We start from the raw sequence: 15,373 nt of genomic DNA, 5'->3' as shown, positions 1-15,373 counted from the left end.
CCTGGGGGTTTCACATGGAGCGGGTGACGAGAATCGAACTCGCGCTCTCAGCTTGGGAAGCTGATGTTCTACCATTAAACTACACCCGCGTAAGACGCCGGTCTGGGACCGGGTCGGAACGCTCCGTAACTCTACCTCATGCCAGGCCCCGGGCGATGAAGCCGTGGGGCCTGAGTGCGCTGCGGGGGAGGGATCCGGCTGCGCCAGGCCGGAGTTGGGGCGTACGGTGTGGCGGTGGAAGTGGGGTCGGGCGGGGTCGGAGTGCCGCCTGGAGGGTCGTCCCGTTCGTCCCGTAATGTGGCTTTCGTTGTCCGGTGAGCAGCAGCCGGACAGGGCTCTTGGGGAAGGGACTCATGGACTTGATGGAGCGCACCGTCGTCCGTTGTGCCGACGGGCACGTGTTCAGTACCGCTTCGTTCCCGATGCAGCAGGCCGAGCGGCTCGGTCCCGGGCGGCTCGTCCGGTGTCCTCGGTGCACGCGGTTGCGGAGTGTCGTACCGGTGACGCTCGAGAAGCGGTAGCGGCAAGCAGGGCCGGAGGCGCCGGTGGCGCCGCCGGACTGGCGCGCGGAGTCGTCCGATGGTGGTCGCTCCGCGCGCTTTGCGTATCCTCGGGGCGTGCTTCTCTCAGACAAGGACATCCGGGCCGAGATCGATGCCGGGCGCGTGCGGATCGATCCCTACGACGAATCCATGGTGCAGCCGTCGAGCATCGACGTGCGGCTCGACCGGCTGTTCCGGGTGTTCGAGAACCATCGGTACCCGCACATCGACCCCGCCGTCGAGCAGGCCGACCTCACCCGGCTCGTGGAGCCCGAGGGCGACGAGCCGTTCATCCTCCACCCGGGGGAGTTCGTGCTCGCGAGCACCTATGAGGTCATCACGCTGCCCGACGATCTCGCGTCACGGCTCGAGGGCAAGAGTTCCCTCGGGCGGCTCGGGCTGGTCACGCACTCCACCGCCGGGTTCATCGACCCCGGATTCTCCGGGCATGTGACGCTCGAGCTGTCCAACCTCGCCACCCTGCCGATCAAGCTCTGGCCCGGTATGAAGATCGGTCAGCTCTGCATGTTCCGGCTCACCTCGCCCGCCGAGTCGCCGTACGGCAGCGAGCGGTACGGGTCCAGGTACCAGGGCCAGCGCGGACCGACGGCCTCCCGGTCCTTCCTCAACTTCCACCGGACCCAGGTGTGAGCAGCGGCGGCGCCACGAGCGGCGACGAGGCCGTGAGCGGCGCGGGCGTACCTCGGGAGAACCTGACCTACGAGCAGTTCGGCACGGCCGTCCGGGAGCTCGCGCAGACCATCGCCGACGACGGCTACGTGCCCGACGTCGTGCTGAGCATCGCCCGCGGCGGTGTGTTCGTCGCCGGCGGGCTCGCCTACGCCCTCGACTGCAAGAACATCTCCCTGGTGAACGTGGAGTTCTACACCGGGGTGGGGACCACGCTCGAGATGCCCGTCATGCTCGCGCCCGTGCCCGACGTCATCGACTTCTCGGACAAGAAGGTCCTGATCACGGACGACGTCGCCGACACGGGCAAGACGCTCAAGCTCGTGCGCGACTTCTGCCTGGACGCCGTCGCAGAGGTGCGCAGCGCCGTCGTCTACGAGAAGTCGCAGTCGCTGGTGAAGTGCGAGTACGTCTGGAAGCGGACCGACGACTGGATCAACTTCCCGTGGAGCGTTCTGCCGGTCGTGCGCAAGGCGGGGGAGGCCGTCACGCCTTCCAGGGAAGCCCTCTAGCGACCCCGCCCGGCGCGGCCCTCGGTGTGCGGGCCGCCTGTGACACGAGGTGGGTGGGCCGGCCGTCTCTGGCGTCGGCCGGCCCGATCCGGCTCAAGTTTGCGTAGGTTTCCCCGAGTTCGTCCGCGTCACTTCTGGCGAAGCACCTTCACGCCGTCCCGCTCGAAGTCGTAGACGTAGTCGTTGAGGCGGAGGCCGTCGACCGCGCCGATCCACATGAAGTCGCGTCCCTTGCCCACGGCGACCGTGTAGACCGTCGGCCTGGCGTTGGCGGACCTGAACGCGGTCCTCAGCGCGGTGAACGTGCAGGGGGCGGCGAAGGTGCAGCCGGTCACGGTGGCCGCGTTGCTCGGCGAGAAGGCCCAGCCGCCGGTCGTGGTGGCGTCGAGGAACGGGCTCCAGCTGTTCACGCTCGGGGACGCGGGCGGCAGCCACACCAGCGTGGCGTAGTCGGAGAGGGTGTTCAGGTTCGGGTCGATCTCGAACCTGATGTTCGGCATGTTCGTCACGCCGCCGTAGCCGATGTTCTCGAGCGTCTGGAAGACGTGGAAACCGACTCGGCGCAGTCCCAGCAGCGACTTCCCGTAGAAGTCCACCTCGTTGCCGAAGTCGACCTTCTCGCTGGGAGGGCCCAGCGTGGTGGAGTTGTTCGCCACCTCGATGCCAAGGCTCCCCCGGCCGTAGGGCGGCCTCGCGGAGGTGCCCGTCACGTTGTACGAGCCGAACGGCCCGTTGCGGAGCTCGGCGACCGGGGAGCCGATCGTGTTGCGGGTGATCACGCCCCAGTGGTCCGAGCCGGGTCGGTTGTCGTCCGTCCGGGCGGATGCCGATCCCGGAAGGATCAGGGCGATGACGGCAACCAGCAGGGCGGCCACGAGCACCGTTCCCCGCCTCACGCCAAAGCGAGCTTTCACGCGCACTCCTCGTTGGAGGTTGTAGGGAACAGTCACAATATATTACGCTCTGTAGTTGTCATGGTGCGACATGCCTGTTGTTCGGTCGGTTTTCGGGTGTGTATGTGACCGTTTGGGGAGTGGGGGTGGTTGCTCCTGGTGACGGCATGCCGAAGGCCCCCGGCGATGCGCCGAGGGCCCTGGGGATATGCGCGAGGTTCTAGAAGGTGCCCAGCTTCACGATCGACAGCAGCGCGATCAGCTGGATCGACGACGCGCCCAGCGCCTTCGGCCACGGCAGGTCGTGCGAGCGGCCGACCATCAGGGTCAGCAGGGCGCCGGCCGCCACCCAGGTCGCCCAGCCCAGCAGCTGTACGAAGGACGCGTCGCCGCCGAAGAACATCGCCACGACCAGACGCGGGGCGTCCGTGAGCGACATGATCAGCATGGAGAGGCCGACCGTGGGCTGCCAGGCGCCGTCGCCGCCCAGCTGGCGGGCCAGGGTGTGGGTGACCACGCCCAGGATGAAGGAGCTCAGCACCATCGCGACGGCCGTCGTCAGGACGATCGGGATCGCGTTGGACAGCGTCGCGTTGATCGCGTCCGCGCGGGTGTCGTCGAAGCCGAAGACCGCGAGCAGGCCGTAGAGGAACGTGACGACGAGGGCGGGGCCCCACATCGAGTAGTCCCGCATCTGGAGGAAGGTCTGCTTCGGGGTGAGGACGATGCCCTTCAGCAGCTCCTTCCAGTGCAGACGCGGGCCGACCGGGCCCGCCGGGGCGGAGCCGGCGTGATAGGTGCCACCCTGGTTGTACTGGTCGTACTGGCTGTGCTCGTCGATCGAGAAGGCCTGGGTGTGACCGGGGTTGTTCGCGGCGTACGGGTCGTACGGGGCACCCCCCGGGCCGCCGGGGCCGCCCGGAGCGCCGTACGGGGCGTCGCCGCCGAAGTACTCCGGCTCGTCGCCGTTCCGGCCGTCGTAGCCTCCGCCGTTCGCCTGCGGCCACTGGCCGCCGTCCCCGCCCGTGCCGCCGTACTGCGGACGCTGCTGCGGGTACGGCTGCTGGGCCGACGGGTAGCCGTACGACGGCCCCGAGGGTCCCGACGGTCCCCGGGGCGCCTGCTGCCCGTTCTGAGGGTGTTGCGGTCGCGTTTGCGGGGCACGGTTGTCCCGGCCGCCGCGTCCGATCCTGAATCCAGCCACGCCTTCGAACGTACCTGGTCCCGGAGAGTCACGTGCCGGGCCCTGCCGTCCGGGGACGGCTTTGCTGCCGAGCTGTGACATCCCCTAAGGGGAGTAACGGGGCGGGATCCAGTGGTGCGTCGGGGGAGGTCCGTAGGGGGTGGAGGGGTGCCGGGGGCGTGCGGGCGGGAACGGCGACGCCCCCGGGTCCACGGCGGGACTCGGGGGCGTCGGTACGGCGGGGGTACGGCCGTTCGGGCTACTTCACCGGCTGCGGTTCGGGCTCGTTCTCGGTCGCCGTCCCGTCCGCCGGGGGCTCGTCGTCGACCGGGGTCTTGACCGACTCCAGCAGGAGCTGGGAGACGTCGACGACCTGGATCGATTCCTTGGCCTTGCCCTCGTTCTTCTTGCCGTTGACCGAGTCGGTCAGCATGACGAGGCAGAACGGGCAGGCGGTGGAGACGATGTCGGGGTTGAGGGAGAGGGCTTCGTCGACGCGCTCGTTGTTGATGCGCTTGCCGATCCGCTCCTCCATCCACATCCGGGCGCCGCCGGCACCGCAGCAGAAGCCGCGCTCCTTGTGACGGTGCATCTCCTCGTTCCGCAGACCCGGAACGTTGGCGATGATCTCGCGCGGCGGCGTGTAGATCTTGTTGTGGCGGCCCAGGTAGCAGGGGTCGTGGTAGGTGATGAGGCCCTCGACCGGGGTCACCGGGATCAGCTTGCCCTCGTCGATGAGGTGCTGGAGCAGCTGGGTGTGGTGGATGACCTCGTAGTCGCCGCCGAGCTGCGGGTATTCGTTGCCGAGGGTGTTGAGGCAGTGCGGGCAGGTCGCGACGATCTTCTTCGCCGACTTCGGCTTGCGCGACTCCGAGGTGACCTTGCCGTCGTCGTCGATCTCCTCGCCGAAGGCGGTGTTGAGCGCCATGACGTTTTCCATGCCGAGTTCCTGGAACAGGGGCTCGTTGCCGAGGCGGCGGGCGGAGTCGCCGGTGCACTTCTCGTCGCCGCCCATGATCGCGAACTTGACGCCCGCGATGTGCAGGAGCTCGGCGAACGCCTTGGTGGTCTTCTTGGCGCGGTCTTCCAGGGCGCCGGCGCAGCCGACCCAGTACAGGTAGTCGACCTCGCTCAGGTCCTCGAGGTCACGGCCGACGACGGGGATGTCGAAGTCGACCTCCTTCGTCCACTCCAGGCGCTGCTTCTTGGCCAGCCCCCAGGGGTTGCCCTTCTTCTCCAGGTTCTTGAGCATGGTGCCCGCCTCGGACGGGAACGCCGACTCGATCATGACCTGGTAGCGGCGCATGTCGACGATGTGGTCTACGTGCTCGATGTCGACGGGGCACTGCTCGACGCAGGCGCCGCAGGTGGTGCACGACCACAGCACGTCCGGGTCGATGACACCGTTCTCTTCGGCGGTGCCGATCAGCGGGCGTTCGGCCTCGGCGAGCGCGGCGGCGGGCACGTCCGCCAGCTGCTCGGCGGAGGCCTTCTCCTCGCCCTCCATGGTCTTGCCGCCACCGGCGAGCAGGTAAGGGGCCTTGGCGTGGGCGTGGTCGCGCAGCGACATGATCAGGAGCTTGGGGGAGAGCGGCTTGCCGGTGTTCCAGGCGGGGCACTGGGACTGGCAGCGGCCGCACTCGGTGCACGTGGAGAAGTCCAGCAGGCCCTTCCAGGAGAACTGCTCGACCTGGGAGACGCCGAAGACGTCGTCGTCGCCGGGGTCGGCGAAGTCGATCGGCTTGCCGCCCGACGTCATCGGCTGCAGGGCGCCCAGCGCGGTCGCGCCGTCGGCGTTGCGCTTGAACCAGATGTTCGGGAACGCCAGGAACCGGTGCCAGGCCACACCCATGTTGGTGTTGAGCGAGACCACGATCATCCAGATGAACGACGTCCCGATCTTGATCATCGCGACCAGGTAGACCAGGTTCTGGAGCGTGGTGACGCCCAGCCCCTTGAAGGCCAGGACGAGCGGGTACGAGGCGAAGTAGCCGGCCTCGTAGTGCTCCACGTGGTGCAGCGCACCCTCCAGGCCCCGCAGCACGTAGATCGCGAGGCCGATGGTGAGGATGACGTACTCGACGAAGTAGGCCTGGCCGGACTTGGAGCCGGCGAAGCGGGACTTGCGGCCGGCGCGGGAGGGCAGGTTCGCCAGGCGGATCGCCATGAGGACGACGATGCCCAGGATCGTCATCACGCCGATGAACTCGATGTAGAGCTCGAACGGCAGGAAGTCGCCGATGAACGGCAGCACCCAGTCGGCCTCGAAGAGCTGGCCGAAGGCCTGGGCGAGGGTCGGCGGCAGCGTCAGGAAGCCGATCGCCACGAACCAGTGGGCGAAGCCCACGATGCCCCAGCGGTTCATCCGCGTGTGCCCGAGGAACTCCCGTACCAGCGTGACGCTGCGCGCGTACGGATTGTCCGTCCGGGTTCCGGCGGGGAGCGGCTGGCCCAGCTTGAAGTACCGGACGAACTGGCCGATGGCACGTGCGATGAGCGCGACGCCGACCACGGTCAGAAGCAGCGACACGATGATCGCAACGAGTTGCATTTGGGGGCTCCTCGGGCCTGCGAGGGAAATTACTAAGCGGTAACTTATGCAGTCCGTCTGAGAGTACCCCGTACCCTCCGTCGCACTGTAGCGGGATGCGGAGTGATCTCAGTCGCTGAGGGTTGCCTCAGAATCGGGTCGGTTTCGGGTCGGGTCCGGGGCGGATGCGGGGCACATCCGGGGCGGATCCCGGTCGGGTCGGGGGGCGGGTTCTGGTCGGAGTCCGCCTGATTTCGGCGGACGGCCGACCGGTTCCGGTGGGCGGTCGGCCGGTTCCGGTGGGCGTCCGGCCGGGCTTCGGTGGGGATCGGGTCGCAACTCGGCCGTGTTATTCGTACCAAATTGGTACATATGTGACTAATTTATATCCGTGCTCTACGGGATCGTCGCCGCCATCACCGCCCTGTTCCTCGCCGCCGTCCTCGCCGCGCTGCTGCGCGTACCCGCCCTGCGCCTGGGGTTGCTCGACCGGCGGCAGCGGCAGCGGCGGGTGCCCCTGTTCGGGGGTGCCGCCGTGGTGCTCGCCACCTGCCTCGTCGCGGTCGCCGGGGACTGGACGGGCATCGCCCCGCTCGGGGACGGCATCGAGGTGCTGCTCGTCGCGGGCGGCGCCGTCGCCGCGCTCGGGCTGGTCGCCGACGTGTGGCGGCTCAACGCGCGGTTCCTGGTGATCGGTACGGCGGTCGCGGCGGCCTTCGTGGTGCCGTACGGCGAGACCGGGGTGATGGCCGGCGCGGCCGGTGTCGGCTGGATCACCTTCGTCGCCCTCGCCTTCCGTTCGCTCGACCACGCCGACGGGGTGGCCGGGACCGTCGGGGTCGTCACCGCCTTCGGGGTGGCCGCCTGCGCCGCCGTCGAGGTCATGGACGGTCTGGCGGTACTGCTGAGCGTGTTCGCCGCCGCGCTGACCGGGTTCCTCATGCACAACTGGCCTCCCGCGCGTGTCGCCCTGGGGGCGTGCGGGTCGCTCTTCGCGGGCTTCCTGCTCGCCGCGGCCGCCGTGATCACCCGCGCGGGGCACGCCCCGGTCGTCGGTGCGGGGGTGCTGCTCGCGCTCACCGCGGTCGCCGTGGCCGACGTCGTCCTGGTCGTGCTGTCGCGGCGGCTCGCCCGGCGGCCGTTGCTGCGGGGCGCGTCCGACCATCTGGCCCACCGGCTGCGGCGACTGGGGCTCACCGCGCAGGGGGTGACCGTGCTGTTCGGTGTGGCAGCCTTCGCCACGGTGCTCGTCGGGGTGCTGGTGCACGCCGGATGGGCCGACCCGCACGCGGTGTGGTGGGTGGCGGGCGGGGCACTCGTCGTCGTACTCGGGATGCTGCGGGTCGCGGTGTACGGGCCGCCACGCGCGCGTGGCCGCCGCGACCGGCCGGCCGGGCGGACGCGGCGGGCCGGTACCGCGGGTACCGAAGGGGTCCAAGGCGTCGGCGGCGTCGCTCGGGAGGCGCGGGTCGCGGGCCGTTCCGCGGCACGCCCGGCGGCACGTCCCGGGCCGCGTTCCGCTTCGGGCTCCGCGTCGGTCTACGCGCCCCGGCGTCAATCCGAGGACCCCGCACACCACCCGGAATCGGGTGTGCGGCGCCCGGGACGATCCGTATCTCCGCAGGTCAACGCTTCCTTGCGCGTAAGGAACGGATAAGAGTTGAGTGGGGACGACTCAGGTCTGTTGACCGATGGCTGAGGCTCGTGCACACTTGAGTCCGTTCCACTCAAGTCAGCTGGAGGAAGATCACCATGGCACGTGCGGTCGGCATCGACCTGGGCACAACCAACTCCGTCGTCAGCGTTCTGGAGGGCGGCGAGCCCACCGTCATCACCAACGCCGAGGGTGCCAGGACCACGCCGTCCGTCGTCGCCTTCGCCAAGAACGGTGAAGTGCTCGTCGGCGAGGTGGCCAAGCGCCAGGCAGTCACGAACGTGGACCGGACCATCCGCTCCGTGAAGCGTCACATGGGCACGGACTGGACGATCGAGCTCGACGGGAAGAACTTCAACCCGCAGCAGATGAGCGCGTTCATCCTGCAGAAGCTCAAGCGCGACGCGGAGGCCTACCTGGGCGAGAAGGTGGCCGACGCGGTCATCACCGTCCCGGCGTACTTCAACGACTCCGAGCGTCAGGCGACGAAGGAAGCCGGTGAGATCGCCGGTCTCAACGTCCTTCGCATCGTCAACGAGCCCACCGCGGCCGCGCTCGCGTACGGCCTCGACAAGGACGACCAGACGATCCTCGTCTTCGACCTCGGTGGCGGAACGTTCGACGTGTCCCTCCTGGAGATCGGCGACGGCGTCGTCGAGGTGAAGGCCACCAACGGCGACAACCACCTCGGTGGTGACGACTGGGACCAGCGTGTCGTCGACTACCTGGTGCAGCAGTTCAAGGCCGGCCACGGCGTGGACCTCGCCAAGGACAAGATGGCGCTCCAGCGTCTGCGTGAGGCCGCCGAGAAGGCGAAGATCGAGCTGTCCTCGTCCACCGAGACCTCGATCAACCTGCCCTACATCACGGCCTCCGCCGAGGGCCCGCTGCACCTGGACGAGAAGCTCACGCGCGCCCAGTTCCAGCAGCTGACGGCCGACCTGCTGGAGCGGTGCAAGACGCCGTTCCACAACGTCATCAAGGACGCCGGCATCAACCTCTCCGAGATCGACCACGTCGTTCTCGTCGGTGGTTCGACCCGGATGCCCGCCGTCGCCGAGCTCGTCAGGGAGCTGACCGGCGGCCAGGACGCCAACAAGGGCGTGAACCCGGACGAGGTCGTCGCCATCGGCGCCGCGCTCCAGGCCGGTGTCCTCAAGGGTGAGGTCAAGGACGTCCTGCTCCTCGACGTGACCCCGCTGTCCCTCGGTATCGAGACCAAGGGCGGCATCATGACCAAGCTGATCGAGCGCAACACGACGATCCCGACGAAGCGTTCGGAGATCTTCACGACGGCCGAGGACAACCAGCCGTCGGTGCAGATCCAGGTCTACCAGGGCGAGCGCGAGATCGCGGCGTACAACAAGAAGCTCGGCATGTTCGAGCTGACCGGTCTGCCGCCGGCCCCGCGTGGCGTCCCGCAGATCGAGGTCGCCTTCGACATCGACGCCAACGGCATCATGCACGTCACGGCCAAGGACCTCGGCACGGGCAAGGAGCAGAAGATGACCGTCACCGGCGGCTCCTCGCTGCCGAAGGACGAGGTCGACCGCATGCGCCAGGAGGCCGAGCAGTACGCGGACGAGGACCACCGCCGTCGCGAGGCCGCCGAGTCCCGCAACCAGGGCGAGCAGCTCGTCTACCAGACGGAGAAGTTCCTCAAGGACAACGAGGACAAGGTCCCGGGCGAGGTCAAGACCGAGGTCGAGGCCGCCGTCGAGGAGCTGAAGGCCGCGCTCAAGGGCGAGGACACCGCCGAGATCCGCACCGCCACCGAGAAGGTCGCCGCGGTCTCGCAGAAGGTCGGGCAGGCCATGTACGCCGACGCCCAGGCCGGTCAGGGTGCCGACGCCCCCAAGGCCGACGCTCCCAAGGCCGACGACGACGTCGTGGACGCCGAGATCGTGGACGACGAGCGCAAGGACGGTGCCGCGTGACGGAGGAGACCCCGGGCTTCGAGGAGAAGCCCGACGTCCCCTCCGGCGCCACCCCTGAAGACGCCGAGCCGACGGCCACCCCCTCCCCCGCCTCGGCGGCGGGGGCGGCCCCGGCCGGGGACGCGAACCAGACAGCCGGTCTGGTGGCCCAGTTGGACCAGGTGCGCACCGCTCTGGGCGAGCGCACCGCGGACCTCCAGCGCCTCCAGGCCGAGTACCAGAACTACCGCCGCCGGGTCGAGCGCGACCGGATCGCGGTCAAGGAGATCGCCATCGCGAACCTCCTGACCGAGCTCCTGCCCGTCCTCGACGACATCGGGCGCGCGCGCGAGCACGGCGAGTTCGTCGGCGGCTTCAAGTCGGTCGGCGAATCGCTGGAGACCGTCGCGGCCAAGATGGGCCTCCAGCAGTTCGGCAAGGAGGGCGAGCCCTTCGACCCGACGATCCACGAGGCCCTGATGCACAGCTACGCGCCCGACGTCACCGAGACGACGTGCGTGGCGATCCTGCAGCCCGGGTATCGGATCGGCGAACGCACCATCCGCCCCGCGCGGGTGGCCGTGGCCGAACCGCAGCCCGGTGCGCAGGCGTCGACGGCCGACGAGGCCGAGGCGGCCGACGACAAGGAGAGCGGTGGCCCGGACGAGGGCTGAGCTCGATCGGATGAGCTGGTGGGAGGAGGGACGTCGAGGATGAGCACCAAGGACTTCGTCGAGAAGGACTTCTACAAGGTCCTCGGCGTCCCCAAGGACGCCACCGAGGCCGAGATCAAGAAGGCGTACCGCAAACTCGCCCGCGAGTTCCATCCGGACGCCAACAAGGGCAACACCAAGGCGGAGGAACGCTTCAAGGAGATCTCCGAGGCGAACGACGTCCTCGGTGACCCCAAGAAGCGCAAGGAGTACGACGAGGCACGCGCCCTCTTCGGCAACGGCGGCTTCCGCCCCGGCCCGGGCGCGGGCGGCAACTTCAACTTCGACCTGGGCGACCTCTTCGGAGGCGGTGCCCAGGGCGGCGGCGCGCAGGGCGGCTTCGGCGGCGGCATCGGGGACGTGTTCGGCGGCCTGTTCAACCGCGGCGGCCCCGGTACGACCCGCACCCAGCCCCGGCGCGGCCAGGACATCGACACCGAGGTCACCCTGACCTTCACGGAGGCGATCGAGGGCGCGACCGTCCCGCTGCGCATGTCCTCGCAGGCCCCCTGCAAGGCGTGTTCGGGGACGGGCGACAAGAACGGCACCCCGCGCGTGTGCCCGACCTGTGTGGGCACCGGCCAGGTGGCGAGGGGTTCCGGGGGCGGCTTCTCCCTGACCGACCCGTGCCCGGACTGCAAGGGCCGGGGCCTGATCGCCGAGCATCCCTGCCTGGACTGCAAGGGCAGCGGCCGCGCGAAGTCGTCACGGACCATGCAGGTCCGCATCCCCGCGGGGGTGACGGACGGCCAGCGCATCCGGCTGCGCGGCAAGGGCGCCCCGGGCGAGCGCGGCGGCCCGGCGGGCGACCTGTACGTCGTCGTCCACGTCGGCGCCCACCCGGTGTTCGGCCGCAAGGAGGACAACCTGACGGTGACCGTCCCGGTGACGTTCACCGAGGCGGCACTCGGCGGCGAGATCAAGGTGCCGACGCTCGGTGGGCCGTCCCTGACCTTGAAGCTTCCGCCCGGCACGCCCAACGGCCGCACCATGCGGGCGCGGGGCAAGGGCGCGGTCCGCAAGGACGGCACCCGCGGCGACCTGTTGGTCACCGTCGAGGTGAGTGTCCCGAAGGACCTGTCGGGGAAGGCTCGTGAAGCGCTGGAGGCGTATCGCGAGGCGACCGCGGGCGAGGACCCGCGGGCGGAGCTGTTCGAGGCCGCGAAGGGAGCATGAGAGTGATGGACGGCCGTCGGCGTAACCCGTATGAACTGACCCAGGAGACTCCGGTCTACGTCATCTCGGTGGCGGCCCAGCTCTCGGGCCTGCATCCGCAGACGCTGCGCCAGTACGACCGCCTGGGTCTCGTCTCCCCCGACCGCACCGCCGGCCGGGGGCGCCGTTACTCGGCACGCGACATCGAGCTGCTGCGCACGGTGCAGGCCCTGTCCCAGGACGAGGGCATCAACCTGGCCGGCATCAAGCGGATCATCGAGCTGGAGAACCAGGTGGCCGCGCTCCAGGCGAGGGCCGCGGAGCTGGAGGCCGCGCTGGACGGCGCGGCCGCGACCATGCAGCAGCGGGAGGCGGCGGTGCACGCCTCCTACCGGCGGGACCTGGTGCCGTACCAGGAGGTCCAGCAGACCAGCGCGTTGGTCGTCTGGCGGCCCAAGCGACAGCAGCCGACGGACTGACACCCGACGGCGGCACGTGGACAAAGGCAGGGGCCCGGAGATTCGTCTCCGGGCCCCTGCTTTGTCCCTGCTCGTCGGACGGTCGTCAGGTGTCCCTGTCGACCCCCGGCTCGGGTCGCTCATGGCCCGGCGGTTGTCGCTGCTGCGGCGGTGGCTGGACGGGGGCGGGCGGCCGGCTGGCGCCGCCCCGGGGGACACCCATCTGCCACAGATGCGAACCGGGGACGCCACCGGGGGCGGGGGAGGGAGCGGGTGCCGGCGCTGGGGTCGGGGATGACGCCGGTCCCGGGGACGAGGTCGGCGCTGGTGCGGGTGCGGGTGCGGGTGCTGGGCTTGGCCCGGGGCCGGCCGCGGGCTTCGAGGTCTGCTCCGCCTCAGGGGTGGGTTCCGCGGCAGGCGCGTGTTCCGCCTCGGGGGTGGGTTCCGCGGCAGGCGCGTGTTCCGTCTCGGGGGTGGGTTCCGCGGCGGGTGCGTGTTCCGTCTCGGGGGTGGGTTCCGCGGCAGACGAGTGTTCCGCGGCGGGCTCGGAGTTCTGCTGGGGCAGGGCGGGGGACCGGGGGCCGGTCGCCGGTGGATTCGCGCCCAGGTCCTGGGACTGGCCCGGGTCCGGGCGCCGCCAGCGTTCCGGGATCGTCGACATGCGGCGTACAGCTTCGGGGTCGCCCGCCGCTGCCGCCGCGACGGCGCGTGCGCGCAGGGCGCTCTGACGGGCGATCGGGGAGAAGCCGGGGGCCGCGTTGCCGGTCTCGGACGGCAGAGCGCGGACGCCCATCTCGTTCAACCGGCCCTGGATTCCCGTCTCCGGGGCGAAGATCTCGCGCGGCAGCTGCCAGGAGGCCGCGCCGTCCACGTCGACGCGGTGCTCCCTGCCGTCCACGGCGAAGGTGAGCCCGTAGCCGATGTACTGGTCGTCCCTGTCGAACAGCAGGTCCCCGGAGATCTCCCCGCCTCGGTCGCGCACCTCGTCGGCGAGGACCTGGAGAGCGGGCGGGAGGGGGTTGGTGCGGCCGAGGCTGGTGACGTAGCCGTCGCTCCGGGCCACTCGCGGTTCCCCGGTCCCCTTCTCGGTGTAGGGGACCTGGAAGCGGGTCTCGCCCTTCTCGTCCTGGTAGGTCTCGATGGCCCCGACACGTGCTTCGACGAAGGTCAGGCGCTGCTGGCCGCCCTCGCCATGGCCGTATCGCCGCTCCATCGCCGGGAACTGGACCTGGTGCAGCAGCGCCGGCGGCGGTTTCGAACCGATGATCGTGACGTGGGAGTCGGGATTCCGGAGCAGGATGATCTCCGCGTTGGCGACGGCGGTTCCGCCGGACCCCACGACGATCCACTCGTCGGCGACGCGCGGGTCGAAACGGCCCTCGGCGACCTCGTCGCCGAGCAGCGCCCGGCCCTCGGCGGCCTCGCGCGCCGCCTCCCACTTCTGCGTCGACTCGAGGGCCGTGAAGCAGTTGCTCATGCGGGTCTCGTCCGCGGTGCCCAGGCCGGCCGAGAGGGCGTCCCTCAGTGCCGCGTAGGAGTTCAGCGCGCCGAGCAGCGTTCTGGTGTCCGCGCCGCTCCGTTCGGCCCGGGTCAGCCAGGTGCGCATCTCGTCCGCACCGGCGAACCCCTGCCCCTCCAGCTCCCGCAGCCGATCGCTGATCAGCCGTACGGCTTCGCCGCGGCTCTCCACGGGGAAGTCCCCGCGCGGCATTCCCGGTACGAGCTCGGGTGTGAGGCCGGTGGCGATGCTGGGGGTGCCGTCACAGGCCACCCAGAGGGGAGTGGCGCTCTCCTTGCCGTCCTCGCCCAATGTGCGTACTTCGGCGAGGAGTTCACCGTCCCGGCCCAGGCGTAGCCGGGCGTGGCCGTTCACCACGTCACCCTGGGTGGCGAGCTGGTCCTCCCAGACCCGGACGGCGTGGATGGAGATGCGGTGCCGGGGGTCGTCGACCGCCGCGTACGGGTCGACGCCCATCCACTGCGCGAGGTCGCGGTCCTGGTCCGCCGACTGCACGATCCCGTCACCGGGGTCCAGGTGCCAGCGGCCCGCCCCGTCCACCAGCAGTGCCTCCGGGTCCCGCCCGGTGAGGCTCGCCCCGCCGCCGATCACGACACTGCGCAACGGGAGTAGCCCTTCGGCGAGTTGCCCCTCCAGTGTCCGTACCGTGCGCTCGCTGACCTGGGCGCGGTACTCCGCCCACCGCTCGGCGGCGGGTTCGAGCTCGTCGCGGGGGAGCGGCAGCCCGTTCTGGTCGTAGCCGGGCGTCGGCATGGTGACCTCGCGTCGCCCGATGAACGCCTCGACCTGCCGCTCGGCCCGCAGGGCGGCGTCCCGGGACGCCTGGAGGGCGGTGGCGTCGGCGGGGGAGAGGTTCTCCATGGGGTGGGCGAGCGCGTCGAGGAGACTCACGGCGTCCGTGGAGAGGGAGCTGTAGGACGCCCTGTACCGGACGCGGGCCGCCCGCTCCTGGAGCGCGAACGCCTCCCCGTCGCTCATCGCCACCGTCGGTCGGATGCCGTACGGATCAAGCAGCGCGGAGAACTCCGCACGCGCCTCCAGCTGCTGCCGGGGGGAGAGATCGGGGGCTGTACTGCGCGAGGCGAGCCAGTTGAGCTCACCTATGCGGCCCCGGTCCCCCGCGGACAGGTCCGGAGTCGCCGGGAGCTGGGCTCCTTCGCGCAGAAGGTCTTCCCGCACGGGCGCCAGACCCTCGGCGGCGCGTTCGCGTACGGCCATGAGCTCGCCGAGTTCGTGGGCGAGTACCCGGTCCAACCTCTCGGTCGGAAGGCGGTCGGAGACGCGGATCACGTAGTTCTGCGAGGTCGTGTTCGTCGCCGTGTCCGCCAGCGTCCCTCTCACCAGGGGAACGGCGTCCACCCAGACCTTCGCGGACTCGCCCCGGCTGTCCGTCAGGACGAAGTACCGACGTCCGTCGCCGGTCCGGTCCGCGTCGAGAGAGTCCAGCCTGTCTCCGAGGACGGCGGCGGCCACGGAGGCCATGGCGCGCCCCGCGGCCGACACGAGTTGGTCCTGGTGCGCGTGCGGGTACTGCGGCAGTGTGCCCATCGGCGTCCGGGGATTGGCCCAGCCGTCCATGTGATGTCCCTCCCCGGGCCGGTACATGCC

Annotated in this window: 11 protein-coding genes and 1 tRNA gene; 7 read left to right on the top strand and 5 right to left on the bottom strand. The window is 70.1% G+C overall.

Annotated elements, in window-relative coordinates:
- Nucleotides 1-15: 15 nt before the first annotated feature.
- A tRNA-Gly gene (locus tag OG440_RS17345) sits at nucleotides 16-89 on the bottom strand.
- Between the two features lie 528 nt (nucleotides 90-617).
- Between OG440_RS17345 and dcd the strand changes: the two genes are divergently transcribed.
- Together dcd and OG440_RS17335 are read left to right on the top strand one after the other, a co-directional pair.
- Complete coding sequence (dcd, locus tag OG440_RS17340) at nucleotides 618-1,193, top strand: dCTP deaminase (RefSeq protein WP_406007729.1); 576 nt, start codon at nucleotides 618-620, stop codon at nucleotides 1,191-1,193.
- Nucleotides 1,190-1,744: a phosphoribosyltransferase gene (locus tag OG440_RS17335; protein ID WP_406007728.1), complete on the top strand. Its 555-nt coding sequence runs from the start codon at nucleotides 1,190-1,192 to the stop codon at nucleotides 1,742-1,744. The genes dcd and OG440_RS17335 overlap by 4 nt, the downstream gene beginning before the upstream one ends.
- Before the next feature lie 128 nt (nucleotides 1,745-1,872).
- Here OG440_RS17335 and OG440_RS17330 read toward each other — a convergent pair whose 3' ends face one another.
- The 3 genes from OG440_RS17330 to OG440_RS17320 form a co-directional block, all read right to left on the bottom strand.
- Nucleotides 1,873-2,658 carry a hypothetical protein gene (locus OG440_RS17330; protein ID WP_406007727.1) on the bottom strand — a complete coding sequence of 262 codons (786 nt, stop codon included), beginning with the start codon at nucleotides 2,656-2,658 and terminating at the stop codon, nucleotides 1,873-1,875.
- A gap of 199 nt (nucleotides 2,659-2,857) precedes the next feature.
- Complete coding sequence (locus OG440_RS17325) at nucleotides 2,858-3,922, bottom strand: Yip1 family protein (RefSeq protein ID WP_406007726.1); 1,065 nt, start codon at nucleotides 3,920-3,922, stop codon at nucleotides 2,858-2,860.
- Nucleotides 3,923-4,079: 157 nt separating this feature from the next.
- Complete coding sequence (locus OG440_RS17320; protein ID WP_406007725.1) at nucleotides 4,080-6,371, bottom strand: heterodisulfide reductase-related iron-sulfur binding cluster; 2,292 nt, start codon at nucleotides 6,369-6,371, stop codon at nucleotides 4,080-4,082.
- Between the two features lie 370 nt (nucleotides 6,372-6,741).
- Between OG440_RS17320 and OG440_RS17315 the strand changes: the two genes are divergently transcribed.
- The 5 genes from OG440_RS17315 (at nucleotide 6,742) to OG440_RS17295 (ending at nucleotide 12,267) form a co-directional block, all read left to right on the top strand.
- On the top strand, nucleotides 6,742-8,007 hold the full coding sequence (locus tag OG440_RS17315) for an MraY family glycosyltransferase (RefSeq protein ID WP_406007724.1): 1,266 nt from the start codon (nucleotides 6,742-6,744) through the stop codon (nucleotides 8,005-8,007).
- A 95-nt stretch (nucleotides 8,008-8,102) separates the two neighbouring features.
- Complete coding sequence (gene dnaK, locus OG440_RS17310; RefSeq protein ID WP_171398464.1) at nucleotides 8,103-9,941, top strand: molecular chaperone DnaK; 1,839 nt, start codon at nucleotides 8,103-8,105, stop codon at nucleotides 9,939-9,941.
- On the top strand, nucleotides 9,938-10,594 hold the full coding sequence (gene grpE, locus OG440_RS17305; protein ID WP_406007723.1) for a nucleotide exchange factor GrpE: 657 nt from the start codon (nucleotides 9,938-9,940) through the stop codon (nucleotides 10,592-10,594). The genes dnaK and grpE overlap by 4 nt, the downstream gene beginning before the upstream one ends.
- 39 nt (nucleotides 10,595-10,633) lie before the next feature.
- Nucleotides 10,634-11,809: a molecular chaperone DnaJ gene (gene dnaJ / locus OG440_RS17300; RefSeq protein ID WP_406007722.1), complete on the top strand. Its 1,176-nt coding sequence runs from the start codon at nucleotides 10,634-10,636 to the stop codon at nucleotides 11,807-11,809.
- A 5-nt stretch (nucleotides 11,810-11,814) separates the two neighbouring features.
- Nucleotides 11,815-12,267, top strand: coding sequence for a heat shock protein transcriptional repressor HspR (locus tag OG440_RS17295; RefSeq protein WP_406007721.1), 453 nt, complete (start codon nucleotides 11,815-11,817; stop codon nucleotides 12,265-12,267).
- An 85-nt stretch (nucleotides 12,268-12,352) separates the two neighbouring features.
- On the opposite strand, the gene OG440_RS17290 is transcribed toward OG440_RS17295, so the two are convergent.
- A complete protein-coding gene (locus OG440_RS17290) occupies nucleotides 12,353-15,343 on the bottom strand; it encodes a hypothetical protein (protein WP_406007720.1) in 2,991 nt (996 codons plus the stop codon).
- Nucleotides 15,344-15,373 lie beyond the last annotated feature (30 nt).

This window comes from Streptomyces sp. NBC_00637 (assembly GCF_045161545.1).
Taxonomy (GTDB): Bacteria; Actinomycetota; Actinomycetes; order Streptomycetales; family Streptomycetaceae; genus Streptomyces.
The sequence above is the reverse complement of the archived record's forward strand: the minus strand, read 5'-3'. Positions and strand labels throughout refer to the sequence as shown.